The sequence below is a fragment of the Meridianimarinicoccus sp. MJW13 genome (genome assembly GCF_014901205.1).
Lineage (GTDB): Bacteria > Pseudomonadota > Alphaproteobacteria > Rhodobacterales > Rhodobacteraceae > Meridianimarinicoccus.
Genome location: NZ_JACNMU010000008.1, coordinates 65,180 through 86,848, shown reverse-complemented (window position 1 = coordinate 86,848; position 21,669 = coordinate 65,180). Strand labels below are relative to the sequence as shown.

The 21,669-nt window shown below is 63.3% G+C and carries 20 protein-coding genes; 8 read left to right on the top strand and 12 right to left on the bottom strand.

Annotated features, from left to right (window positions below; translation table 11 throughout):
• The 5 genes from H8B03_RS15125 to H8B03_RS15105 all read right to left on the bottom strand — a co-directional run bounded on the left by H8B03_RS15125 (position 1) and on the right by H8B03_RS15105 (position 4,845).
• Positions 1 to 882 carry a carbohydrate ABC transporter permease gene (locus H8B03_RS15125; RefSeq protein WP_193142721.1) on the bottom strand — a complete coding sequence of 294 codons (882 nt, stop codon included), beginning with the start codon at positions 880 to 882 and terminating at the stop codon, positions 1 to 3.
• Between the two features lie 12 nt (positions 883 to 894).
• The gene (locus tag H8B03_RS15120; protein ID WP_193142720.1) at positions 895 to 1,923 is read right to left on the bottom strand and encodes a carbohydrate ABC transporter permease; all 1,029 of its coding nucleotides are present in this window, start codon (positions 1,921 to 1,923) and stop codon (positions 895 to 897) included.
• A gap of 3 nt (positions 1,924 to 1,926) precedes the next feature.
• Positions 1,927 to 3,333, bottom strand: a complete 1,407-nt coding sequence (locus tag H8B03_RS15115; RefSeq protein ID WP_226925977.1) for an amidase — start codon at positions 3,331 to 3,333, stop codon at positions 1,927 to 1,929.
• Positions 3,317 to 3,478, bottom strand: coding sequence for a hypothetical protein (locus H8B03_RS15110; protein ID WP_193142718.1), 162 nt, complete (start codon positions 3,476 to 3,478; stop codon positions 3,317 to 3,319). Before H8B03_RS15110 ends, H8B03_RS15115 begins: the two co-directional genes overlap by 17 nt.
• 131 nt (positions 3,479 to 3,609) lie before the next feature.
• On the bottom strand, positions 3,610 to 4,845 hold the full coding sequence (locus tag H8B03_RS15105) for an ABC transporter substrate-binding protein (RefSeq protein WP_193142717.1): 1,236 nt from the start codon (positions 4,843 to 4,845) through the stop codon (positions 3,610 to 3,612).
• Between the two features lie 402 nt (positions 4,846 to 5,247).
• Between H8B03_RS15105 and H8B03_RS15100 the strand changes: the two genes are divergently transcribed.
• On the top strand, positions 5,248 to 6,402 hold the full coding sequence (locus H8B03_RS15100) for an ester cyclase (RefSeq protein ID WP_193142716.1): 1,155 nt from the start codon (positions 5,248 to 5,250) through the stop codon (positions 6,400 to 6,402).
• Positions 6,403 to 6,471: 69 nt separating this feature from the next.
• Here H8B03_RS15100 and iolB read toward each other — a convergent pair whose 3' ends face one another.
• The 4 genes from iolB to H8B03_RS15080 all read right to left on the bottom strand — a co-directional run bounded on the left by iolB (position 6,472) and on the right by H8B03_RS15080 (position 10,296).
• Positions 6,472 to 7,284: a 5-deoxy-glucuronate isomerase gene (iolB, locus tag H8B03_RS15095; RefSeq protein WP_193142715.1), complete on the bottom strand. Its 813-nt coding sequence runs from the start codon at positions 7,282 to 7,284 to the stop codon at positions 6,472 to 6,474.
• Between the two features lie 63 nt (positions 7,285 to 7,347).
• Positions 7,348 to 8,142 (bottom strand): ATP-binding cassette domain-containing protein, encoded by a 795-nt coding sequence (locus tag H8B03_RS15090; protein WP_193142714.1) that lies wholly within the window; start codon positions 8,140 to 8,142, stop codon positions 7,348 to 7,350.
• 1 nt (position 8,143) lies between these two features.
• The gene (locus H8B03_RS15085; protein ID WP_193142713.1) at positions 8,144 to 9,268 is read right to left on the bottom strand and encodes an ABC transporter permease; all 1,125 of its coding nucleotides are present in this window, start codon (positions 9,266 to 9,268) and stop codon (positions 8,144 to 8,146) included.
• Positions 9,269 to 9,345: 77 nt separating this feature from the next.
• Complete coding sequence (locus H8B03_RS15080; protein WP_193142712.1) at positions 9,346 to 10,296, bottom strand: sugar ABC transporter substrate-binding protein; 951 nt, start codon at positions 10,294 to 10,296, stop codon at positions 9,346 to 9,348.
• Between the two features lie 186 nt (positions 10,297 to 10,482).
• Here H8B03_RS15080 and H8B03_RS15075 point away from each other — a divergent pair, with 186 nt between their 5' ends.
• The gene (locus tag H8B03_RS15075) at positions 10,483 to 11,481 is read left to right on the top strand and encodes a LacI family DNA-binding transcriptional regulator (protein ID WP_193142711.1); all 999 of its coding nucleotides are present in this window, start codon (positions 10,483 to 10,485) and stop codon (positions 11,479 to 11,481) included.
• A gap of 4 nt (positions 11,482 to 11,485) precedes the next feature.
• Here the strand turns inward: H8B03_RS15075 and H8B03_RS15070 are convergent, their stop codons facing one another.
• Genes H8B03_RS15070 through H8B03_RS15060 form a run of 3 tightly spaced genes read right to left on the bottom strand, consistent with a single transcriptional unit; the run spans position 11,486 to position 14,651 of the window.
• Positions 11,486 to 12,619, bottom strand: coding sequence for a Gfo/Idh/MocA family protein (locus H8B03_RS15070; protein WP_193142710.1), 1,134 nt, complete (start codon positions 12,617 to 12,619; stop codon positions 11,486 to 11,488).
• Positions 12,620 to 12,632: 13 nt separating this feature from the next.
• Positions 12,633 to 13,526, bottom strand: a complete 894-nt coding sequence (locus H8B03_RS15065; protein ID WP_193142709.1) for a TIM barrel protein — start codon at positions 13,524 to 13,526, stop codon at positions 12,633 to 12,635.
• Between the two features lie 12 nt (positions 13,527 to 13,538).
• Entirely contained in the window at positions 13,539 to 14,651 is a 1,113-nt protein-coding gene (locus tag H8B03_RS15060; RefSeq protein WP_193142708.1) for a Gfo/Idh/MocA family protein, read from the bottom strand.
• Positions 14,652 to 14,774: 123 nt separating this feature from the next.
• On the opposite strand from H8B03_RS15060, the gene iolD reads away from it, so the two are divergent.
• The 6 genes from iolD (at position 14,775) to H8B03_RS15030 (ending at position 21,514) form a co-directional block, all read left to right on the top strand.
• Positions 14,775 to 16,640, top strand: a complete 1,866-nt coding sequence (iolD, locus tag H8B03_RS15055) for a 3D-(3,5/4)-trihydroxycyclohexane-1,2-dione acylhydrolase (decyclizing) (protein ID WP_193142707.1) — start codon at positions 14,775 to 14,777, stop codon at positions 16,638 to 16,640.
• Positions 16,640 to 17,623: a 5-dehydro-2-deoxygluconokinase gene (gene iolC / locus H8B03_RS15050; RefSeq protein ID WP_193142706.1), complete on the top strand. Its 984-nt coding sequence runs from the start codon at positions 16,640 to 16,642 to the stop codon at positions 17,621 to 17,623. The genes iolD and iolC overlap by 1 nt, the downstream gene beginning before the upstream one ends.
• Positions 17,624 to 17,650: 27 nt before the next feature.
• Positions 17,651 to 18,493, top strand: coding sequence for a 5-deoxy-glucuronate isomerase (locus H8B03_RS15045; RefSeq protein ID WP_193142705.1), 843 nt, complete (start codon positions 17,651 to 17,653; stop codon positions 18,491 to 18,493).
• Positions 18,490 to 19,329, top strand: a complete 840-nt coding sequence (locus H8B03_RS15040) for a class II fructose-bisphosphate aldolase (protein ID WP_193142704.1) — start codon at positions 18,490 to 18,492, stop codon at positions 19,327 to 19,329. The genes H8B03_RS15045 and H8B03_RS15040 overlap by 4 nt, the downstream gene beginning before the upstream one ends.
• 6 nt (positions 19,330 to 19,335) lie before the next feature.
• Entirely contained in the window at positions 19,336 to 20,334 is a 999-nt protein-coding gene (gene iolG, locus H8B03_RS15035; RefSeq protein ID WP_193142703.1) for an inositol 2-dehydrogenase, read from the top strand.
• Between the two features lie 199 nt (positions 20,335 to 20,533).
• A complete protein-coding gene (locus H8B03_RS15030) occupies positions 20,534 to 21,514 on the top strand; it encodes a substrate-binding domain-containing protein (RefSeq protein ID WP_193142702.1) in 981 nt (326 codons plus the stop codon).
• The last annotated feature ends 155 nt before the right edge of the window (positions 21,515 to 21,669 follow it).

Below are 21,669 nucleotides of genomic sequence, written 5' to 3'. Positions count from 1 at the left end.
TTATCCTTTGACGGCGCCGGCGGTCAGACCGCTGACAATCTGGCGCTGGAAGAAGAGAATGAGCACGAAGAGCGGCAGGATGGCCGAGACCACCGCGGCAACCGCGTACATCACCTTGCCCTCTTCCTGGGTGGAGCCGAGGAAGGCGTTGATCTTGGGGATCATCGTCTGGTTTTCCTGGCTCAGCAGCATCGAGGTGACGGTGAAGTCGTTATAGGCCAGCAGGAAGCTGAACAGCCCCGTGGTCACAACCCCCGGCCACATCACCGGGATGATCGCCAGGCGGAAGGCCTGGAACCGGGTGCAGCCGTCGACCATTGCCGCCTCGTCCAGATCCTTGGGGATGGACAGGAAGAAGGAATGCAGCATCCACAGGGTAAAGGGCTGGTTGATTGCCACCAGCACGATGATGGTGGTGGGCAGATAGCCCCAGATGTTGAGCTGGAAGAACGGCAGCAGGTAGCCCGACACCAGCGTGACATGTGGCATGGCCCGGAACACCAGTGCGGCCATCAGAAGCCAGAAGGTGTATTTGAACCCCGACCGGGCCAGCGCATAGCCGCCCAGCGTGCCCAGCGTCAGCGAGATCACCACCACGCAGACGGTGACGATGGCGGTGTTGATGACCGCGCGCCAGAATTCCTGCTGGACCCAGGCGCCGTCATAGCCTGCCAGCGTGAAGGCCCCGCCGTACTGGCGTTGGGTCACGGGGCCGGTGATGGCATTCATCCAGTCGGCGCGGCTGAAGAAATCGCCCTCGACCTTGAAGCTGCCCCACATGGTCCACAGGAAGGGGAAGGCGGCGATGACCAGCCACAACAGCACGATGGTTGTGGCCAGCAGCTTGAGCGGTAGCGGTCTTTGATCTGCCGGATTTGACATCACGCGCCTCCCTTACGTCTTGCGATTGAATTCGCGCCAGTTGCGGCGCAGGACAGGCAGCAGCAGGATGATGACCCCGAGAATGGTCAGCATCGAGGTCGCCGCCGCCGATCCGAAGAGCGGCGATTCAGCGGCCCGAAGATCGTTGTAGATCAGGTAGCTGAGCGAGGTGGCGCTGGCCGCCGCCGAGAAGCCGATGATCGGTTCGAACACCCGGAAATTGTCCATCAGCTGCATCAGCGCGATGAAGGTGGCCAGCGGCATCAGGTAGGGAATGGTGACGAAGCGGATCCGCTCCCACCGGCTGGCCCCGTCGACCATGGCGCTTTCCATGGTGTCCTTCGGCACGGTTTGCAGACCGGCGTAGAACACCACGAAGGCGAAGGGGGCCGAGTGCCAGACCCCGTAGACGAACAGCGTGATCCACGTCAGCGTCGGCGAGGCTTTCAGCGACAGCGTCGGATCCCCGAACAGCGCCTGCAACCCGGCCCCGATGATGCCCCGGCTGTCAATCATCCAGAACAGCACCAGCGAGCCGACCAGCGGCGTCACCAGCATCGGGATCAGCGAGAAGAAGATCACCGGACCTTTCAGCAGCGACGGCACCGAGTTGACCACCACCGCGATGATGAACCCCAGGATGATGACCAGCGGCGTCACGACGAACGTATAGGCCAGGGTGAAGGCCAACGCCTTGTAGAAGGGCAGGTTCATGATCCGGGTGCGGATCTCGGAGAAGTTCTCTGAGGTCGCGAAGATCTCGCTGATCTCATCCGTCGCCAGGTGGCTGGCGTTGGAATAGGTGCCGAACCCGTTGAAACGCCCGGCAGGCTGATCGGCGCGCAGCTGGGACATGGCCTCGGCATCCACGCTGACTTCCTGGGTGCAGCCGAAGGGTCCGCAGGATTCGCCCACCACGAGGATCTGCTCGTGTTCGACATAGAGGGATTGATACGCCACCGAGATGATCGGCAACGCGATGAACAGGATCATCGCCAGGAGCGACGGCCATATGAAAGCGAGAAACGTCTTGTGCGGCATGGCCTATGTCGTCTCCTCAGTCATGAAAACAGGGGCTTGGCGGGCAGCAGGAAGTGGATGGCGGGCAAGGGACGCGGCATCCAGCGCGCCGTGATCGGTGGTGTGCTCGAAGCCGGCTGCGATTTGCAGCAGCAGGGGTTCGGCGTCGTGTCGTCCGGCGATCTGCAACCCCAGCGGCAGCCCGTCGGCAAACCCCATCGGTACCGACAGGGCCGGATGGCCGGTCATGCTGAACGGCAGGGTGCACATGGGGCTCCATCGGGCCAGGCCGTCTGCGAAATCGGCGAAGGCCGGGGCCGGGGTCAGGGTTGTTGGCAGGATCAGCGCGTCGACCTCTTGCAGCAGGGCGTCGATACGGGCGCGCAACAGATCGGCGGCGCGGCGCGCCTGCGCGATATCGGTTTCGGTCAGGACGGCACCGGCGGCCATCGACTGGTAGGCCATCCGCCCCATGCGGCCACCGTCGCGCGCCAGATGCGCGCGATGGGTCTGCAACCCCTCGGCGTGGATCAGGACCGCTGCCGCGGCGGTCATCAGGGACAGTGGCGGCAGGGTCACCCTGCGAATTTCGGCCCCACACAGGCTGAGCGTCGAGGCCGCGGCATCCGTCGCATGGACGATCTGCGGATCGGCGTCCGGCGACAGGCTCCAGGTACGGTCATAGCCGATGCGCTTGCCATCAAGGGACAGGGCGGGCAGTTCCACCGGGTCGTCGCGCAACGCGCCAAAGAGCAGCGCGGTTTCGACCACGGTTCGGCCCATGGCGCCGGGCACGTCAAAGGAAGGGGCCAGCGGCAGCACGCCGTCCAGGGGCAGGCCGCCATGGGTGGGCTTCAGCCCGACAATCCCGCAATAGGCCGAGGGGCTGCGCACCGATCCCCCGGTGTCCGAGCCAAGCGCCACGCGCACCATTCCGGCGGCAATCGCGGCGGCAACCCCGGACGACGATCCACCGGTTACACGGGCCGGGTCCCAGGGATTGCGCGGCTGCGGATACAACCCGTCGTCACCGGGACCGACAATGGCCAGATCGTAGGTGGCCACCAGCCCCAGCGGCACCGCCCCGGCGGTCCGCAGGCGCGTCACCAAGGTACAGTCGGTCGCGGCAATCCGGTCGGGATAGAGACGCGAGCCATAGCGCACCGGCCAGCCCGCCACGTCGAAGATATCCTTGATGGCCACGCAGATCCCGTGCAGCGGACCACGATCGATACCGCAGGCAAGCTCGGTATCGGCGCTGCGTGCAGCGGCGAGAACCGCCTCTGCGTCAAGATGCACGAACGCACCGATACCTTCGTCACGGGCGGCGATCCGATCCAGATGCGCCTGCGCCAGCGTCTCGGCGGTCAGGCGGCCATCGCGCAGGCGCGCGGCCACGACAGGAAGGGTCAGGTCAACGGGGTTGGTCATGGTCAACCTCCGCCAGCCAGTGTTTCACCTGGTCTGCCGAACTCCTCAGGAAGACAGCCGTCCGGGTGATGCCGTCAAGATCGGCCTCTCGTGCAGGGCGAATACCAACCTTGGCGAGCGCGGCGATCAGCGTCTGGCATTCCATGGCGACCTCCCCGTCGTCCTGGCAGCAGGTAAATCTCTCCGGTTTCGCCGCGCGGGCGAGTGGCGATGCCGAAAATTCCGGAAGGGGTGAGATGGGGAACGCCCGGTCAGGCATTCCCCGGTATCAATGGTTTACTTGAGGAAACCGGCCTCGGTCGCAGCCGTGGTATAGGCTGCGGTCACATCGGCCAGCGCCTGTTCGGCGGATTCCTTGCCCTGCAGGTACTCGGACAGGTTGTCCCCCAGCGCGGTGTGCAACATGCCCATGTAGGGCAGCATCGGATAGGGGCGGGCGCCCTTGCCGAGACCGTCGATCACGCCCGAGGCTGCCTTGGTAGGCTCGTAACCTTCGATAAGCCAGACGGCGGCACTGGCGTTTTCCGCCATCATCTCGGGCGAGATGCCATTCATCATGGCAATGAACGAGGCTTCCGCGTCTTCATCCGAGATGTTCTTGGCGATCGCGAACCCGTCCCACCACAGGGCGGCGGTCGGAATGTTGTTGTCGCCAAGGGCCGGGGACGCCGCGAAGGCGGTGCTGGCCGCGACCTCGGGTGCCGGGCTGTCGTCGGCGATATAGGCGCCGGCCCGCGAGCCCCAGGACAGCGACAGCACGGACTCGCCGGCTTCCCAGACGGGTTTCTGCGCGTTGGAGTCGAAGGTCGCCCAATCCGGGCTCATGTAGTCGAGCATGCGCTTCATGTTTTCCAACACGGCGATGCCATTTTCATTGTTGATGTCCAGTTCGGCGCTGCCGGGTTTGAAGAAGTCGGCGCCGGTCCCGAGGTAGGTGTTCACGAATTCAGCGGCAATGTTCCAGCCCGGCATGAAGTTCGAGGACAGGGGCGTTGCGTATCCGGCAGCCTGCAGTGTGTCGGCGGCGGCAAACACCTCATCAAAGGTGGTCGGCACCTCGATGCCGTGTTCGGCCAGCACATCCTCGCGGTAGAACAGGTGCTGCGAGTTTGCCATGAAGGCAATCGCCATGATCTTGCCGTCGACAATGATCTTCTGGCTGTTGGTCAACTGGCCACCGTGCTTGGCCACCAGATCGTCCAGCGGACGCACCAGCCCGTCATTGAGCAGCGGTACCAGCGAGTTTGTGGCGACAATCGCGACGGTATAGGTGGCCGGGTCGATCGACAGGGCCGGCACCTGGATGTTCTTGTGCTCTTCGGTCTGGTTGCGTGTCACCTCAACGGTGTCCGAGGCGCATTTCTCGGCCCAGTCGGCGACGGCGTGCAGCGCTTCGAAGTCGTTGGACAGAATGCGGACCGAACCGCTTTCGATACCGCAATCGGCAAAGGCCATGCCGCCCGCAACGATCAGGGCAGAGGCGGCGGTCGCCGATTTGAAATGGAAATTCATGAGTGGTTGCTCCCGTTGGACAGACTGAAGAAGGTGCCGGATGTTTCTTGTTCTCGATGCCGGCGCAGCATGGCACCCCCGAAACCGTAGTCAGGCATGAATTCGATTGCAAATATTTTGTGAAGCGCATTGAAAATTGCAAAAGGCGAGGACAGGCGCAGCGGCTAACGCAAGAGAAGAAGGGTGAATTCTCCCGCGGACGCCGCGTGTGAAACAGAGTTTTCATGCGCCTGTGGTGGCTGGATGGCCCGCATTGCAACGCCTCCCTTCGTATTGGGTGCCAAAACCGTGTGGCGAGTCGCGGCGCGCCAGATACATGTCACCGACGGCCAATCTGTCTTGCAAACGAATGCAGACTATGCGTTGCTGGAGTCTAATCGACAGTCAGGGACGGAGATCGACATGGCGACCAAAGGCACAAACGGCAGCGAAAAGGGGGCCGATGCTCCGCCCGCCGTGCTGCAGTCCGAGCGTCGGGATTTCGTTGACATGGTGCCCACCGACCGACCGCGCGCGCAGCCCATGCGCGGCTTCGATCCGATCTATACCGACATCGTGGACTATATCGTGCGCTGCACCCATCGCATCTGGGACGAGCGCGACGTGGGCCTGATCTATACCCATTACACGCACAACTGCGTGGTCTATGGCGCCACCGGCACCATCTACAATCGCGAGGACGTGGTGCATGACACCATCAAGCGGCTGTTCATGCTGCCCGAGCGGCGCGGCATGGCCACTCATGTCATCTGGAATGGCAACGAGGATGACGGCTTCTACACCTCGCATCTGGTGACCGGGGCCGGGCGGCACAGCCAGCCGGGCATCTATGGCAAACCGACGGGCCGCAGTTTTGTCGCGCGCACCATTGCCGACTGCATGGTCTACGAGAACAAGATCTATCGCGAATGGCTGGTGGTCGACAGCATGGCGCAGATCAAGCAGATCGGCCTGGACCCGCAGGTCTTTGCCGAGGATCTGGCCCGGCCCTATTTCGAAAAGGGGCTGCTGGCCGTGGATATGGGTGAAAACCGCCGGATGATCGGGCAATACCCGCCCGAGACCGAGTGCGATACTTCAATCGCCAACACCGCCGAAGAAGCCGAGGTGCTGCGCTGGCTGCACGAGATCCACAACCGCCGCATGTTCGGCCAGATCCGCGAGGTCTATGCGCCCACCGTGCAATATCACGGCCCGCTGATGAAGGAACTCTACGGCCACGGCGCCATCACCCATCAGACCGTGGGTCTGTATGCGACCATCCCGGACGGGTTTTACATCCCCCAGCACATCTGCTCGACCCCTTGCGAGGAGGGCGGCACCAAGGTTGCGGTGCGCTGGATCGTCGAGGGGCATCACCTGGGCTGGGGTGTCTTCGAAGAACTGGGCGCCCCAACCGGCAAGCGGCTTCAGGTCATGGGGATGAGCCATTTCCACATTCGCGACGGCAAGGTCTTGGACGAATGGACCAACATCGACGAGATGTCGCTGCTGATGCAGATCAAGCTGGCGCAGATGGCAGATCGGGACAGCGCCGTTTTGAGGGACGAGATCTAGTCCGACCCTCGACCCGGCAGCGGGTTATGAACGCGCGTTCGGGCCGGGGTCTTTCGCGTCATTGCGCTGTCAGGGCGCGCTGTCACGCTGATAGATCCAGTCGTGCGCCGGGTCATTGGCAAAGCGCCACTTGCGCAGCGGTCCGGCCATCACGTTCAGGTAATACATCTCGTACCCATAGGGCGCGGCACAAGGATGATGGCCACGCGGGACCAGCACCACGTCACCATCGGCCACGGCCATGGTTTCGTCCAGATCGCCGTTTTCGGTATAGACCCGCTGAACCCCGAAGCCCTGCGCCGGGTTCAGGCGGTGATAATAGCTCTCTTCCAGATAGGTCATGCGCGGGAAGTCATCCTCGTCATGGCGATGCGGAGGATAGCTGGACCAGTTGCCACTGGGGGTGAAGACCTCGGTCACCAGCAGGCTGTCGGCTACGTCCCGATCTTCCATGGCGATGTTATTGATATAGCGTGTGTTCTGGCCCTTGCCGCGCGGGGTGGTCTGGATGCCGTCAGGGTCGATGCGCTGTGCAGATCGGCCCGTGCCCCCGGGAGCGGTGCAGACCGCCAGCTTGCACGATGTTGTCGCGCGAGCCTGCCAGTCGCTGCCTGCAGGCACATAAAGGCAATGGGGCGGGGTGCGGTCGAAGACGTTCATCCGTTCGCCCATCTCCCCGAAATCCTCGCCGACCGCAGCCAGTTCGGCGCGGCCTTCGACCAGCACGAGGATCGCTTCCCGGTCGCCGGTCTGGGCCTGAACACGCTGTCCCGGTTCAAGGATGTGAAGCGCGAAACCGACATATGTCCAGCCGGCACTTTCCGGCGTGATGTCATGAACAAGCCCGGCAGAACCTGTGGGGCGTCGTTTGAGATCGGGCACGGGGAAACTCCTTTATTCAGCGAATGTCCGGGAACTGCCGCCGGTGTCCCGGCGGCAGCAGGTTCAGACGGTGCCGCCGAGCGAGCCTTCAAGCTTGACCAACTCCTGACCACCGGCCATGAGATCCTGAAGTTCCTCGGGGGTGATCTGGCCGCGCTGCGCCGTTCCAAGGGTCTTGCCCCGGTTCAGCACGGTAAAGCGGTCGCCCACGGCCATGGCATGGCGCACGTTGTGGGTGATGAAGACCACGGCGATATCCTGCTTGCGCACCTTGTCGATGGTCGCCAGCACGTTCGCGGTCTGGCGCACCCCAAGCGCCGAAGTCGGCTCGTCCAGGATCAGCACCTTGGCCCCGAAATGCACGGCGCGGGCGATGGCCACGGTCTGACGCTCGCCCCCTGACAGGGTACCGACCGCCTGATCGGGCCCGCGCAGATTGATGCCCATCTTGCGCATTTCTTCCATGGTCACGCGGTTCGCATAGTCATGGTCGAACAGCTTCAGCGGCCCGACTTTCTTCAACGGCTCGTTGCCCATGAAGAAGTTTCGGCTGACCGACATCAGCGGGATCATCGCCAGATGCTGGTGCACGGTGGCAATCCCGGCCGCGATGGCATCGCGCGGATCTTCGAAGTGCATCGGCTGGTCTTCGAAGAAGATCTCGCCGCTGGTGGGCTTGTGAACCCCCGACATGGTCTTGATGAAGGTCGATTTGCCCGCGCCATTGTCGCCCAGAAGACAATGACACTCGCCAGGATAGACATCGACCGAAACCCCGGCCAGGGCGATCACCGATCCGAAATGCTTCTGGATCTCGACCATCCGGATGATGGGTGCATGTGTGCTGCGGGTGTTCATATCAGCGTTCCCCCGTGATCAGGCGGCGAATATAGGTGTTCAGAACCACCGCAAAGAGCAGGATGATACCCAGGAAAACCCGGAACAGCGAGCTTTCGACACCGGCAAAGAACAGACCCTGCTGGACGACGCCGAAGATCAGCGCACCAAGGGCTGCGCCCAGCACCGACCCGTAGCCGCCGGTCAGCAGGGCGCCGCCGATGACCACCGCGATGATCGCCTCGAATTCCTTCAGAAGGCCGCGATCCGCACCGGCCGATCCGAACTCCATGACCTGGCAGGTGGCAAACACCACCGCGCAGAAGGCGGTGAACATGAACATCAGGATCTTGACGCGGTTGACCGGCACGCCCGAGTTGCGGGCGGCTTCGGCATCGCCACCGGCCGCGAAGATCCAGTTTCCGAACCGGGTCTTGGTCAGCAGGAAGTGACCGAAGATCACCAGCACGATGGCCCAGACGATCAGCATCGGAATGCCGTCGACCACCGGCTGCCCTTCACGGGTGCCGCGCGAGAATGTGGCGATCATCCCGTTGTTGCCCATCCAGGTGAACAAGCCACCCAGGATCTTGCCGCCGAAGATGGCCGCCAGCCAGTCGCCTTCGGCCACGTCACGGACACCCCCGATGATGGTTTTGCGTTCGATGGTCTGGGGCAGGTAGATGGTGAAGCCGCGCAGGATGAACAGGAAAGCCAGCGTGACGATGAAACTGGGCAGCCCGGTACGGATCACGATGTAGCCGTTCAGCGCGCCGATGGCGATGCAGACGACAAAGGTCACGATGATCGCGCTCCAGACCGGCCAGCCGAAGGTGACCGAAAGAATGGCGATCATCATGCCGGAAAAGCCGATCATCGAGCCGACCGACAGGTCGAATTCGCCGGCGATCATCAGCAGGCAGGCGCCCACGGCGATGATCATGAATTGTGCCGAAACCGTCGACCAGTTGAGGATGCCCTGGCTGTTGAACATGCCGCTGTCGAGGGCAAACAGCAGGAAGAAGGTGAACACGGCTATCGTTCCGACGATACCGCCCAGTTCGGGGCGGATGAGGGCGCGGCGCATGGCCGACATTTCCTTGACCCGTTCATCGGCAACAGTTTTGGACTGCGCTGTCTGTGACATCGCTCGGGCTCCGTTCTGTGCTGTGAGAAATGTGGGGAAGGGGCGGGCGCCGTTTGTCGGCGCCCGCCCGGGATGCCTTAGCGGTATTCGCCGGCGAACTGTTCCACCAGTTCCAGGCCATCAGCGGTCACGAAACCCGGACCCGAGTTGATGTTGTTGCCGGGCAGAACGCCGTAGCGATGGTAGTTGGTCATGATCACGATGGGCAGGTAGCCCTGCAGGAACGGCTGCTGGTCGATGCCCCATTGGATGACGCCACCCTTGATCGCTTTCACGATTTCCGGACCAAGGTCGAAGGTGCCAAAGTAGATGTCGCCGGCCATGCCGTTTTCATCCAGCGCCTGGATCGTCGGATCGGCGGACACCGGGCCAAGGGTCAGGATCGCATCGGTGTCCTGGTTGGCCGACAGATAGGCCAGAACCTTGTTCTTGATTTCGGCCGGGTCGGTGCCGCTGTCGAGCATGGCGTTGCCCAGTTCGATGCCCAGACCGTCTGCGAAGCCCTGGCAGCGCTGTGCCAGCGTCGGCTGCTGGATCGAATGGTTCACGCAGAGGAACGAGCCAATGCCGTCACCCTTGGCGCGCAGACCGGCGGCATAGCCGGCATCGTATTCGGGCTGGCCCACGTACATCAACGCGCCAACCTCACGCGCCTGATCGGCAGAGCCGGTGTTCATGATGATGACGTCGACGCCGGAGGCGACCGCATCCATGATCGGGCCTTTCAGAACATCGTAGTCCGCCAGCGTGGTAACGATCCCGTTCGGGCCAGAGGCGGCGGCCTGTGCGATGATCCGCGCCATGTCGGCGATGTCACCGGTGGGCGGGTTGCGATACTCGACCTCGACATCCATCTGCTCGCCCGCAAGGGCAATGGCGTTCTTGATCGTGTTCCACCAGCTGTCGGAATCCGGTGCGTGGCTGACAAGCACGTATTTTTCGCCCTCTGCCGCGGCCGTTGTTGCGCCTGCCATTGGCAAGGCAGCAACCGCCGAGCCAAGGATGAGCCCGAGAATGTTGCGCTTCATGGTATCCTCCCTAAAGTCCATGGTCGTATCTTCGCGGCTCGATGAACCGCTCACCGAGAGAAAACCACGAATCGACGCATTTTGCAACCGGTTGCAAAACTGTTTCGGAAGATTGATGCTGCGGAGCGTGGCCGGGTCGTATAGAAAGACCGGCGGAATTGATGTTGAGCCGCGGAGGACCGTTGGATGCCGGTTACCTTGAAGGATGTTGCCGAACGGGCGGGGGTCTCGCGATCCGCGGTTTCGCGCACCTTCACGGCGGGCGCTTCGGTGTCGGCCAAGACCCGGCGCAAGGTCGAGAAAGCCGCAACCGAACTGGGCTACAGCCCCAACGCGCTGGCCAGCAGCCTGACCACCGGGCGCACCAAGCTGATCGGGCTGATTTCCAACAACTTCCACAACCCGATCTTCCTGGAAGTCTTCGACCTGTTCACCCGCGGGTTGCAAGAGCGTGGGTTGCGCCCGCTGCTGGTCAATCTGTCGGATGAGGTTGCCCCGGACAATTCGGTTCAGATGCTGCGCCAGTATTCGGTGGATGGCGTGGTTGTTGCCTCTTCGACGCTGCCGCCGGATTTCGCAGAGGCCTTTCGCAGCGCCGGCATCCCGGTGGTGCACAGCTTTGGGCGGTATTCCAGTTCCCCGAAGGTGCATGTGGTGGGCATCGACAACATCGAATGTGGGCGGCTTGCCGCGCGGGCGCTGGTGGACCGGGGCTATGACACCGTGGCCTTCCTGGGGGGGCCGGAGCGCGCCACCTCGACCCAGGATCGTTTCGCGGGCTTTCGCGAGGAAATGCTGCGCCACCCGCAAATTCGGACCCGGCACAGCTTTGCCGCCGCCTATTCCTTTCAGGCCGGACGGGCCGAAATGCTGCGCCTGATCGCCGAGGGTCCGGCGCAGGCCTATTTCTGCGGCGATGACGTGTTGTCCATCGGGGCGCTGAGTGCCGTGCGCGATGCCGGGCTCAGGGTGCCCGAAGACATCGGGATCATCGGGCTGAACGACATGGAAATGGCCGGGTGGGAAAACATCAACCTCACCACCATCCGCCAGCCCATCCAGCAGATCATCCGGTCATCGATCGAACTTGTGGTGGCGATGCTGGACGAGCCGGACCGCTATCCCGAGGCCCGGCTCTTTCCCTGTTCGTTGGTGGAAAGGGGCACGTTGCGCCCGCTTTCCTGAGGCTTCAGCGAAACATCGGCGGCCGGGCATCGACCCAGGCGCCGTCCTTGCTGGCCGAGGACACGGCTGCGTGTACGGCGGCCATCGACCGCACACCATCGGCCGCCCGCGGCAACCCGTCGCGCACTTCGCCCCGGATCGCATCCGCCAGATCGCAGTAGATGTTCGCCACCGCCAGCGGGAACCCTTCGGGATGGGCAATGGATACCCGCGACAGCCGCTGCGCGTCGGCATGCAGCCCGCCTTCACCCTTCTCGATGATCTGGGTGCGCCCGCCGACCGGGGTATAGATCAACTGGTTGGGCTGCTCCGATGCCCACCGCAACCCGCCGGTTTCACCGAACACCTGGATGTCGAACCCATGCTGCCGCCCGATGGCCACCGAAGACGTCCACAACCGCCCGACCGTGCCCCCGGCCATGCGGAAGTTGAGCATCGCATCGTCCTCCAGCACCCGGCTGGGAATGGTCGAGGCAAAATCGGCCGCCAGTTTTTCGACCTCATCGTCACAGATGAAGCTGGCCATGTGCAGCGCATGAATCCCGCAATCGGCGAATTGCCCCGAGACACCCGCCATCGCCGGATCATAGCGCCAGCGCACGCGCGGATTGTCGGCATCGGTGGCGTCGCCGTGGTGGCCGTGGCTGAAGTTCGTCACCACAAGCCGAACCATGCCGATCTCGCCCGCCCGCACCATGGCCCGCGCCTGCCGCACCATCGGGTAGGCCGAATAGCAGTAGTTGACCGCACAGATCTTGCCGGTCGCTTCAGCAACGCGGACAATCTCTTCGCCTTCCTCGACGGTCATGGTCATCGGTTTTTCGCACAGCACGTTGAACCCGGCCTCAAGAAACGCCTTGGTGATTTCGAAATGCGTGGCGTTGGGCGTGGCGACGGTGACCAGATCGACGCGGTCGGGCCGGTCGCGTTCGCCGGCCAGCATCTCGGTCCAGTCGCCATAGGCACGATCGGCTGCAATACCAAGCCGTTGCGCATAGTCGCGCCCCGCGTCGGGGCGGTGATCCAGGGCCCCGGCGGCAAATTCGAAATGGCCATCGGCCAATGCGCCAAGACGGTGCGCCGGGCCGATCTGGCTGCCTTCGCCGCCGCCGATCATGCCCCATTTCAGCTTCGTCATCTGTTCGGCCCTTTCACTTGAAACCGATGGATTCGAGGTATTCGCGGTTGTCCCGGTTGTCCGCCATGGGCGTGACATCCAGCGTCGGATCAATGTCCTGTTCGACCGTGCACCAGCCTTCGAAACCGTGATCCAGAAGCACTTGCCGAACGGCCGGGAAGTCGACATCGCCAAGCCCGAGCTTGCAGAAGATCCCTTTGCCGCAGGCATCGTAGAATCCGGTTCGGCTGGCAATGACATCTGCTTTAACTTTCGGCTCGATGTCCTTGAAGTGCATGTAGGAAATGCGATTCATGTGGCGCTTCATGAAGGCCACCGGATCGAAACCGGCATAGGAGTGATGCCCGGTGTCGAAGCAGATCTTCAGGATCTTCTCGTCTACCTCGTCAAGCAGTCGCTCAAGTTCCGGCTCGAAATCCATGAAGCCCGCGGCATGGGCGTGGATACCGACGGTCAGGCCGTATTCCTCGGTGCCGATACGGGCAGATTCGGCCAGCCTGTCGCGGTAAGCGGTCCATTCGGCCTTGTCCATCTGCTCGGCCTCATCCGCCCGTCCGGCGGTCGGGGCGCGGCGCGGCGAGATGGAATCGATCAGCACCAGATGCTGCGCGCCATGCGCCACCAACGCCTTGCAGGTGCGATGGGTGCCGTCCAACACGTCATCCCATTGCGCCGGGTCGTGATACGCCCGGAAGACAACGCCGCCGATCAGTTCCAGACCGTGCTGGTCCAGCGCCTCGGCCAGTTCCACGGGATCCTCGGGCATGAAGCCGACCGGACCCAGTTCGATCCCCTTGTAGCCCGCTTCGGCGCATTCCTTCAGCACCGTCTGCCAACTGGGATTACGCGGATCGTTGGCGAATTCGACGCCCCACGAGCAGGGCGCATTGCCTATGCGAATGGTCATTCTGGAAGCCTTTCAGATGGTCGGGTCTTGGGGAACGTCCTGCCACGTCCGGGTCCGGGACGAGGTCAGAGCGGCCTGAACAACGCGCATGACGGCTAATCCGTCGCGGAACGTGGGCCAGGCCGGGGTGCCGGTTTCGATGGCGCGCAGGAAATGATGCGCCTCGATGATGATCTGATCCTGATAGCCGGTGCCGTGGCCCGGCCCTTGGCAGAACGGCAGATAGTCGGGATGCGCCGGCCCGGTCAGGATCTTGCGAAAGCCGCGTTCGGCCTCTGGCCCCTCGGCCCGGTACAGCCACAACGCGTTCTGGTCTTCCTGGTCGAACCGGATGGACCCGCGGGTGCCGTGCACTTCGTAGGCGTAGCCCATCTTGCGGCCCGTGGCGATCCGGCTGAAATGCATCTGGCCCATGGCGCCATTGGCGAACCGGCACATGACCTGGGCCTGATCATCGTTGGTCACCGCGCCACCGGGCCGTTGGGCGTGCACCGTCTCGACCTCGGCCACAAGACTGCGAACCGGGCCGATCAGGGCCAGGGCGGCGTTGATCATATGGGGGGCAAGGTCACCCAGGGTGCCATTGGCCATGCCAGAGGTGCGCCATGTCGCCGGGGCTTCGGGGTCGGCATAGAAATCCTCGGTATGCTCTCCGCGAAACCAGGTGACGGTGCCGATGGCCCCCTCGGCGATCAGCTTGCGGGCAAACTGGCTGGCCGGGGTGCCGATATAGTTGTAGCCGACCATGTTGGCGACGCCGCTGGCTTCGGCGGCAGCGACCATGGACTCGGCCTCTTCCAGCGAGGCGCCCATGGGCTTTTCGCACAGCACCGGCTTGCCCAGGGCCAGGGCCGCCTCGGCAATCTCGCGATGCAGCTTCTGCGGCGTGGCAATGACCACGGCCTCGACAAGTGGATCCGTCACCAGCTGCTGCCAGTCATCGGTGCCGCGCCGGACTCCGAAGGCCTGCCGATACGCCTCGGCAGAAGTTTCCGTGCGTGCGGCAACCATCTCGAGACGCGGGCGCAGGGCGGTGTCGAACTGCGCGCCGACCGCTGACATGGCAACGGCATGTGCCTTGCCCATATAGCCGCCACCCACAATTCCAATGCCGATTTCAGCCATGTCGTGCTGCTCTCCAAAATCAGTTTGCAACCGGTTGCAAAACTAGTATCCTCAGAATCAACATCACGCAAGCAGCAATCGTCTACGGCAGGCTGCAGACAAGACAAGGGAGGACCGACGGGCATGAGCGAGACGACATTCCGCCTGACCACGGCGCAGGCCATCGTGCGATGGCTGGCAAACCAGTACATCGAGATCGACGGCGAGGAGCATCGCCTGTGCGGCGGCGGCTTTGGCATTTTCGGGCATGGCAATGTCCCTTGCCTGGGCGAGGCGTTGTACCAGTATCGCGACGCGCTGCCCCTGTATCGCGGCCAGAACGAACAGAGCATGGGGTTCGCGGCGGCGGCCTATGCCAAGACCTGGCTGCGGCAGCGGTTCATGTTCTGCACCGCTTCGGCGGGGCCGGGCACCAGCAACCTGACCACCTCCTCGGCGCTGGCCCATGCCAACCGTCTGCCGATGCTGATGCTGTGTGGCGATACCTATGTGACCCGCCTGCCGGACCCGGTGCTGCAGCAGATGGAGAACTTCCAGGATCCGACGCTGGGGGTCAACGACGCCTTCCGCCCGATCACCCGCTACTGGGATCGCATCACCCATCCGGCACAGGTGATCCAGTCGCTGCCGGCGGCAGTGGCGACCATGCTTGATCCCGGCGATTGCGGCCCGGCCTTCATCGGCCTGCCACAGGATGTGCAGGGCTGGGCCTATGACTATCCGGCGGTGTTCTTCGAGAAGAAGGTGCATCGCATTCGCCGGATCATGCCGGATGTGGCCGAGGTGGCCGATGCGGCAGCCCTGTTGAAAGCCGCCGAACGCCCGATGATCATTGCCGGGGGCGGGGTCCAGTATTCCGGTGCGGCCGCCGAACTGACCGCCTTCGCCGAGGCGCATCAGATCCCGGTGGTCGAAACCATCGCCGGACGCGCCAACATGCTGGCGACGCATCCGCTGAACATCGGGCCGATCGGCGTGACCGGCTCGGACAGCGCCAATGCCATTGCCGAACAGGCGGATGTCATCCTTGCCGTGGGCACGCGGTTGCAGGATTTTACCACCGGATCGTGGACTGCTTTCGCAAAGGATGCCCGGCTGATTTCGATCAATGCCGCGCGCCACGATGCGGGCAAGCACGGCTCGGTGCCCGTGGTGGGCGACGCCCGCTGTGCGCTGGAGGCACTTGGTGCTGCGGCACAGGGGTATACCGCGCCAGACGGCTGGACGGAACAGGCGCAGGACGAACGGCGCAAATGGGATGCCTACGTGGCCGACAACGTCGCACCCGGCAACAAGCCCAATTCCTATGCGCAGGCCATCGGTGTGGTGAACGCGCTGTGCGACCCGCGTGACCGGATCGTGACCGCTTCGGGTGGGCTTCCTGCCGAGGTCACCGCCAACTGGCGGACGCTGGACATCGGTACGGTGGATGTCGAATTCGGCTTTTCCTGCATGGGGTACGAGATCGCCGGTGGCTGGGGCGCCCGGATTGCCCAGGCCGAGCGCGAGCCCGACAAGGACACCATCGTTCTGGTGGGCGACGGCGCCTACATGCTGATGAACTCCGATATCTATTCATCGGTGCTGACCCGCAAGAAGATGATCGTGCTGGTGCTCGACAACGGCGGCTGGGCGGTCATCAACAAGCTGCAGAACAACGTGGGCAGCGAAAGCTACAATTGCCTTTACGAGGATACGCCCACCATCCCCGAAGCCTTCGACGTGGATTTCGAGGCCCATGCCGCCGCGATGGGGGCCACCGCCGAAACCGTCGATAACCCGGCAGAACTGGCCGAGGCATTCAAACGCGCCAAGGCGTCGGACAAGACCCATGTGATCTGCATGAAGGTCGCCGCCTACGGGGCCTGGACCGACAAGGGCCACACTTGGTGGGAATGCGGGACGCCAGAGGTCAGCGATAGCCCGCGCGTGCGCGCAGCCCATGAAGATTGGGAATCCTCCCGCCACCTTCAGCGTCGGGGGGTGTGATGGGCACGTTGATCGACGGCATCCGGAAAAGCCGCTTTGCGGTCTTCGGCCGGGCGGGGATGGACATGTTCGCCGACCCGCCGGGCACCAAGGCCGAACATGCCCAGACCTTCCGCGCGGATCTTGGCGGATCGTCTGCCAACATCTGCGCCGGGCTGTGCAAGTTGGGGGCGCATTCGGCCCTGGTCACCTCGGTCTCGAACGATTGCGTCGGGCGGTTCTGTACCAACCGGCTGAACCACTATGGGGTCGATACGCAGTATCTGCGGGTTCTGGACGGGGAATATCGCATCTCTCTGGCCGTGTATGAAAGCACGATGGAGGACTTCCAGAACTGCATCTACCGCAACAACGCAGTGGATTTTCAGGTCACGCCGCAGGACGTGGATCGCGTCGACTACAGCGCCTATGGCGCGCTGATCACCGCCGGGACGGTTTTCGCGGCCGAGCCGTCGCGCGGGGCCACTTTCCGCGCCTTCGAAAACGCCCGTGCAGCCGGTCTGCCCGTCATCTTCGACATCGACTATCGCCCCTATTCCTGGCCATCGCCGGAAGTGGCCGCCGAGGTTCTGTCCCGCGCCGGGGCCGAAAGCGACATGATCGTCGGCAACGATGAAGAGTTCGGCTTCATGGCCGGCGGCCTTGACAAGGGGCTGGACAAGGCCCGCGAACTGGCCGCGCAACCGGGCCGCATCGTGATCTACAAGATGGGGCAGGAGGGCGCGATGACCCTTGCCGATGGGCAAGAGATCCGCACCGGTGTCTTCCCCGTCACCGCCGTCAAACCCAATGGCGCGGGCGACAGCTTCATGGCCGGCCTGCTGGCCGCACTGGCCGAAGGCCGCGAGCTGCGCGACGCGGTTCTGCGCGGGTCTGCCTGTGCCGCCATCGTCGTTTCGCAACCGGGCTGCGCCCCGGCGATGCCCACCACGGCCGAACTTGAACAGTTCATTGCCACCCATCCTGGCCCGACTTCGGTCTGACCGCGCCCCCAATACGGAAGATCCGCCATGCATATTCCCCCCTTTGACAACGCCAACGCTCCGATCGTCGATGCCGATGATCCGCGGGTTCCGCTGAACTACTTCAACATCGTCAAACTGAAATCCGGCGAGGCCTTCGAATACCAGGTGCCGGGGTATGAAACCTGCATCGTGCCCGCCACCGGCACCGTCGATGTGGATGTGGAAGGCGTAGGCTTCGCTGCCCTTGGCAGCCGGGGCATCGATGTCTGGGACGGCGAGCCCGAGGGCGTCTATGTGCCTTCGGGCGCAAAGGCCCGCATGGTGTGCCAGTCCGACAGTGCCGAGGTTTTCGTCGCCGGGGCAAGATACGACACGGTGCTGGAGCCTTTCGACGTGCGCGCCGATGGTATCGACTTCGTGCAATACGGCTCTGACGACACCAAGACCCATCGCAAGATCAAGCACATCCTCGGCCAGAAGCAACATGACAAGGTCGGCCGCCTGCTGGTGTCCGAGCTGTACACCGTGGGGCAGGGAGGCTGGTCGGGGTTCCCCTCGCACAAGCACGACACCGATCGTCTGCCCGATGAAACACGCCACGACGAAACCTACAATTTCCGGTTCCGGCCCAATCACGGCTCGGGCCTGCAGATGCTGCAACGTGTCGACAATGAACCCGGCGATGCCTATCACATCGTCGATGGCTCCACGATCCTGATCGACAATGGCTATCACCCGTGCTGCGCCCTGCCGGGATACGAGATGTATTATTTCACCATCCTCGGCGGGCTGAGCCAGCGGTCCCTGGTGCAGTTCTTCCAGCCCACCCATGCCAATCAGGTGGAAACGATCCCCGGGATCAAGGACATGGTGGCGAAGTTCAAATGACATTGGCAACTCTTGCAGAGGTCCTGCAACCCGCTTTGAAACAAGGGTATGCTGTGGCCGGTCTGGTCACGCTGGGGTGGGAGGACATGCGCGCCTTTGTGGCCGCCGCCGAAGCCGAAGGCACGCCGGTGATCCTTCAGGCTGGCCCCAGCTGCCGCGCGCACACACCGCTGCCCATTCTGGGCAAGATGTTCCGGCATCTGGCCGAGGGAGCCTCGGTGCCGGTGGTGGCCCATCTGGATCACGGCTACACCATGGAAGAGTGCCGGCTTGCGCTGGACAGCGGCTTCACCTCGCTGATGTTTGACGGGTCGCGCAAGCCGCTGGAACAGAACATCGCCGAAACCGCCGCAGTGGCCGAACTGGCCCATGGCGCAGACATTTCCTGCGAGGGCGAGATCGGCTTCGTCGGCTATTCCGGCGGCGAGAATTCCGCCGGGACCGACCCCGAGGAAGCCGCGCGCTTTGCCCGCGAAACCGGGGTGGACGCGATGGCGATTTCGGTCGGCAATGTGCATTTGCAGACCGAGCGTGACGGCGGTCTGGACGAAGCGCGCATCCGGGCCATCGAGGCCGTGACCGAGGTGCCGCTGGTCATTCATGGCGGATCGGGCGTGCCCCATGCCCAACGGCTGAATTTGGCCACGACCTCGGCCATCTGCAAGTTCAACATCGGCACCGAACTGCGCATGGTGTTTGGTCAGGCGCTGCGGGACGCGGTCAATCACGACCCTGAGCGGTTCGACCGTGTGCAGATCCTGCAAGAAACCCACGAGCCCCTGGTTGCCGCCGCGCGCGAGGTCTTGCGCGGCTTCGGCGGCCCCAAAACAAGGTAACATCAGATGCGGATAGGACTTCTTGGATGCGGACGCATCGGCGGGGTGCACGTCGACAGCATTGCCCTGCTGCGCGAGGTGACGCTGGTGGCCGTGGCCGATGCCTTCGATGCCCCGGCACAGACGCTGGCCGCCCGCACCGGGGCCGAGGTGCGCAGCATCGATGCGCTGGTGGCCTCGGACGATATCGACGCGGTGGTAATCGGCACGCCGACCGACACCCACTATGATCTGATCCACGGGCTGGCCGCACACGGCAAGGCAATCTTCTGTGAAAAGCCGATCGACATGTCCGCCGACCGCATCCGAGACTGCATCCGCGCAGTCGAGGCCGCAGGCGTGCCCTTCATGACCGGCTTCAATCGGCGGTTCGATCCGAATTTCCGGGACTTGCAGCAGACGCTTCGTGACGGTGGTCTGGGGAATGTCGAGATCGTCACCATCCTGTCGCGCGATCCCTCGCCGCCGCCGCACGCCTATGTGCGCAGTTCGGGCGGCCTGTTCCGGGACATGATGATCCACGATCTGGACATGGCCCGCTTCCTGTTGGGAGAGGAGCCGGTCAGCATCCACGCCATCGGCGCGGCCCTGGTCGACCCCGAGGTCGCCACCCTTGGCGATGTGGACACGGCGGCGGTCAACCTGATTACGGCCAGCGGCAAGATCTGCCAGATTTCGAACTCCCGTCGAGCCACCTATGGTTACGACCAGCGGATCGAGGTGCACGGCTCAAAGGGGATGCTGCGCGCCGGGAACGTTCACAAGACCACGCTGGAGCGTGCAGACGAAAGCGGGTTCTGCAAATCCCCGGTCGAGGATTTCTTCCTGCAGCGGTATCGGGCCGCCTATGCCGCCGAAATGGCCGTCTTCGTGGACAGTGTCCGCGCAGGGCAGCCGCCGCAGCCATCGATTCACGATGGGTTGAAAGCACAAATCCTTGCCGATGCCGCGACTCTGTCCTGGCAAAGCGGTCAGGTGGTGCGCCTCGACACGGGCTCGGCCTAGCCTTCCGGCAGCGCGCCAAGTGTCGGCGGCGTGCGGGCCAGACGGAATACGAAACCAACGCCATCGGAGAGCTCTCCGGTGGCGTTTTTTGTTTGTTTCACGCCGGACCTGGCGCAGCAGGACCACAAGACAGCCCCGTTGATTAGTTTCAGCAGGTGGGCTAGGCCAGAACAAATCGTGTAATTTCTGGTCTGAAATCATGAAAATTACAGCCAAAGATGTCGCCCGGCGTTGCAACACATCGACCGCTGCCGTGTCGCGGGCCTTTCGCCCGGAATCCTCTGTCGCGCCCGATGTTCGCAGTCGGATCCTGGAAACCTCCCGCGAGATGGGCTATGCGCCGCCGCAGCTCCGCCGGTCCGGCCCGCGCCGGATCCGCGCCCTGTCCCTGGTCGTCGGCGACATCACCAACCCGTTCTATCCGGCCATCCTGGATCGGTTTGCCACGGAAATCTCGAAGCAGGGCCGCGACATGGCGGTGCATTCCGTTCCACCGGGCCAAACGGTCGACAGTGTCTTGCCGCAGGTGTTCCGCACGCGCACCGATGCCGTGGTGGTGACTTCGGCCAACCTGTCGTCACGACTGGCGCGCGAATGCAAGCTGCGCGGCATTCCAGTGGTGCTGTTCAATCGGGTTCAGGCCGACGCGACGATCAGCGCTGTCTGCACCGACAACTACAACGGCGGCCGCATGGTGGCCGAACACCTTGCCAACAGGGGATGTCAGACCATCGCCTTCATCGGCGGCATTCGCGACACCTCGACCCATCTAGAGCGCCGGCGCGGGTTTCGCGACGCGCTGAACGATCGCGGCATGAAGGTGGCCTATGAAGGCGCAGGGCAATACGACTATGGCGTGTCGCGCACTTTTGCCGATCTTCTGTTTCGCGACCCCAAGCGCCCCGACGGGGTGTTCTGCGCCAATGACATCACCGCCATTGCCGCCATCGACTCGGCGAAAGAGGCGGGCCTCGTCCCCGGTCGGGATGTGGCCATCATCGGCTTTGACGACGTTCCGATGGCAGCATGGGCGTCCTACAAGCTGACCACCGTGCGGCAGAAGACCAACCAGATGGTGCGCAATACGCTGGATCTGATCGAGGAAACGGTTCTGGATCCCGATGCGCAGGGCAGCGTGCGCATGGTGCGCGGTGAGCTGATCCTGCGTGAAAGCGGGTGAAATAGCCCGCAATTTTTCATTCGTGACTTCCGAAAAATTGCGCATGTGGATGGAACAGGTACGGCCCGCTTCATCTTGGCCCACGGCGGTCATCCGACGTGTCAGGCATTTCACCTTGCAGGAGACACCTGTGCCCCTACATCACATCGGGCTTC

Excerpts from the sequence above, each read along its gene's own strand:
- H8B03_RS15125 (WP_193142721.1), bottom strand. The coding sequence starts at position 882 with ATGTCAAATCCGGCAGATCAAAGACCGCTACCGCTCAAGCTGCTGGCC.
- H8B03_RS15120 (WP_193142720.1), bottom strand. The coding sequence starts at position 1,923 with ATGCCGCACAAGACGTTTCTCGCTTTCATATGGCCGTCGCTCCTGGCG.
- H8B03_RS15115 (WP_226925977.1), bottom strand. The coding sequence starts at position 3,333 with ATGACCAACCCCGTTGACCTGACCCTTCCTGTCGTGGCCGCGCGCCTG.
- H8B03_RS15110 (WP_193142718.1), bottom strand. The coding sequence starts at position 3,478 with ATGGAATGCCAGACGCTGATCGCCGCGCTCGCCAAGGTTGGTATTCGC.
- H8B03_RS15105 (WP_193142717.1), bottom strand. The coding sequence starts at position 4,845 with ATGAATTTCCATTTCAAATCGGCGACCGCCGCCTCTGCCCTGATCGTT.
- H8B03_RS15100 (WP_193142716.1), top strand. The coding sequence starts at position 5,248 with ATGGCGACCAAAGGCACAAACGGCAGCGAAAAGGGGGCCGATGCTCCG.
- H8B03_RS15090 (WP_193142714.1), bottom strand. The coding sequence starts at position 8,142 with ATGAACACCCGCAGCACACATGCACCCATCATCCGGATGGTCGAGATC.
- H8B03_RS15085 (WP_193142713.1), bottom strand. The coding sequence starts at position 9,268 with ATGTCACAGACAGCGCAGTCCAAAACTGTTGCCGATGAACGGGTCAAG.
- H8B03_RS15080 (WP_193142712.1), bottom strand. The coding sequence starts at position 10,296 with ATGAAGCGCAACATTCTCGGGCTCATCCTTGGCTCGGCGGTTGCTGCC.
- H8B03_RS15075 (WP_193142711.1), top strand. The coding sequence starts at position 10,483 with ATGCCGGTTACCTTGAAGGATGTTGCCGAACGGGCGGGGGTCTCGCGA.
- H8B03_RS15070 (WP_193142710.1), bottom strand. The coding sequence starts at position 12,619 with ATGACGAAGCTGAAATGGGGCATGATCGGCGGCGGCGAAGGCAGCCAG.
- H8B03_RS15065 (WP_193142709.1), bottom strand. The coding sequence starts at position 13,526 with ATGACCATTCGCATAGGCAATGCGCCCTGCTCGTGGGGCGTCGAATTC.
- H8B03_RS15060 (WP_193142708.1), bottom strand. The coding sequence starts at position 14,651 with ATGGCTGAAATCGGCATTGGAATTGTGGGTGGCGGCTATATGGGCAAG.
- iolD (WP_193142707.1), top strand. The coding sequence starts at position 14,775 with ATGAGCGAGACGACATTCCGCCTGACCACGGCGCAGGCCATCGTGCGA.
- iolC (WP_193142706.1), top strand. The coding sequence starts at position 16,640 with ATGGGCACGTTGATCGACGGCATCCGGAAAAGCCGCTTTGCGGTCTTC.
- H8B03_RS15045 (WP_193142705.1), top strand. The coding sequence starts at position 17,651 with ATGCATATTCCCCCCTTTGACAACGCCAACGCTCCGATCGTCGATGCC.
- H8B03_RS15040 (WP_193142704.1), top strand. The coding sequence starts at position 18,490 with ATGACATTGGCAACTCTTGCAGAGGTCCTGCAACCCGCTTTGAAACAA.
- iolG (WP_193142703.1), top strand. The coding sequence starts at position 19,336 with ATGCGGATAGGACTTCTTGGATGCGGACGCATCGGCGGGGTGCACGTC.
- H8B03_RS15030 (WP_193142702.1), top strand. The coding sequence starts at position 20,534 with ATGAAAATTACAGCCAAAGATGTCGCCCGGCGTTGCAACACATCGACC.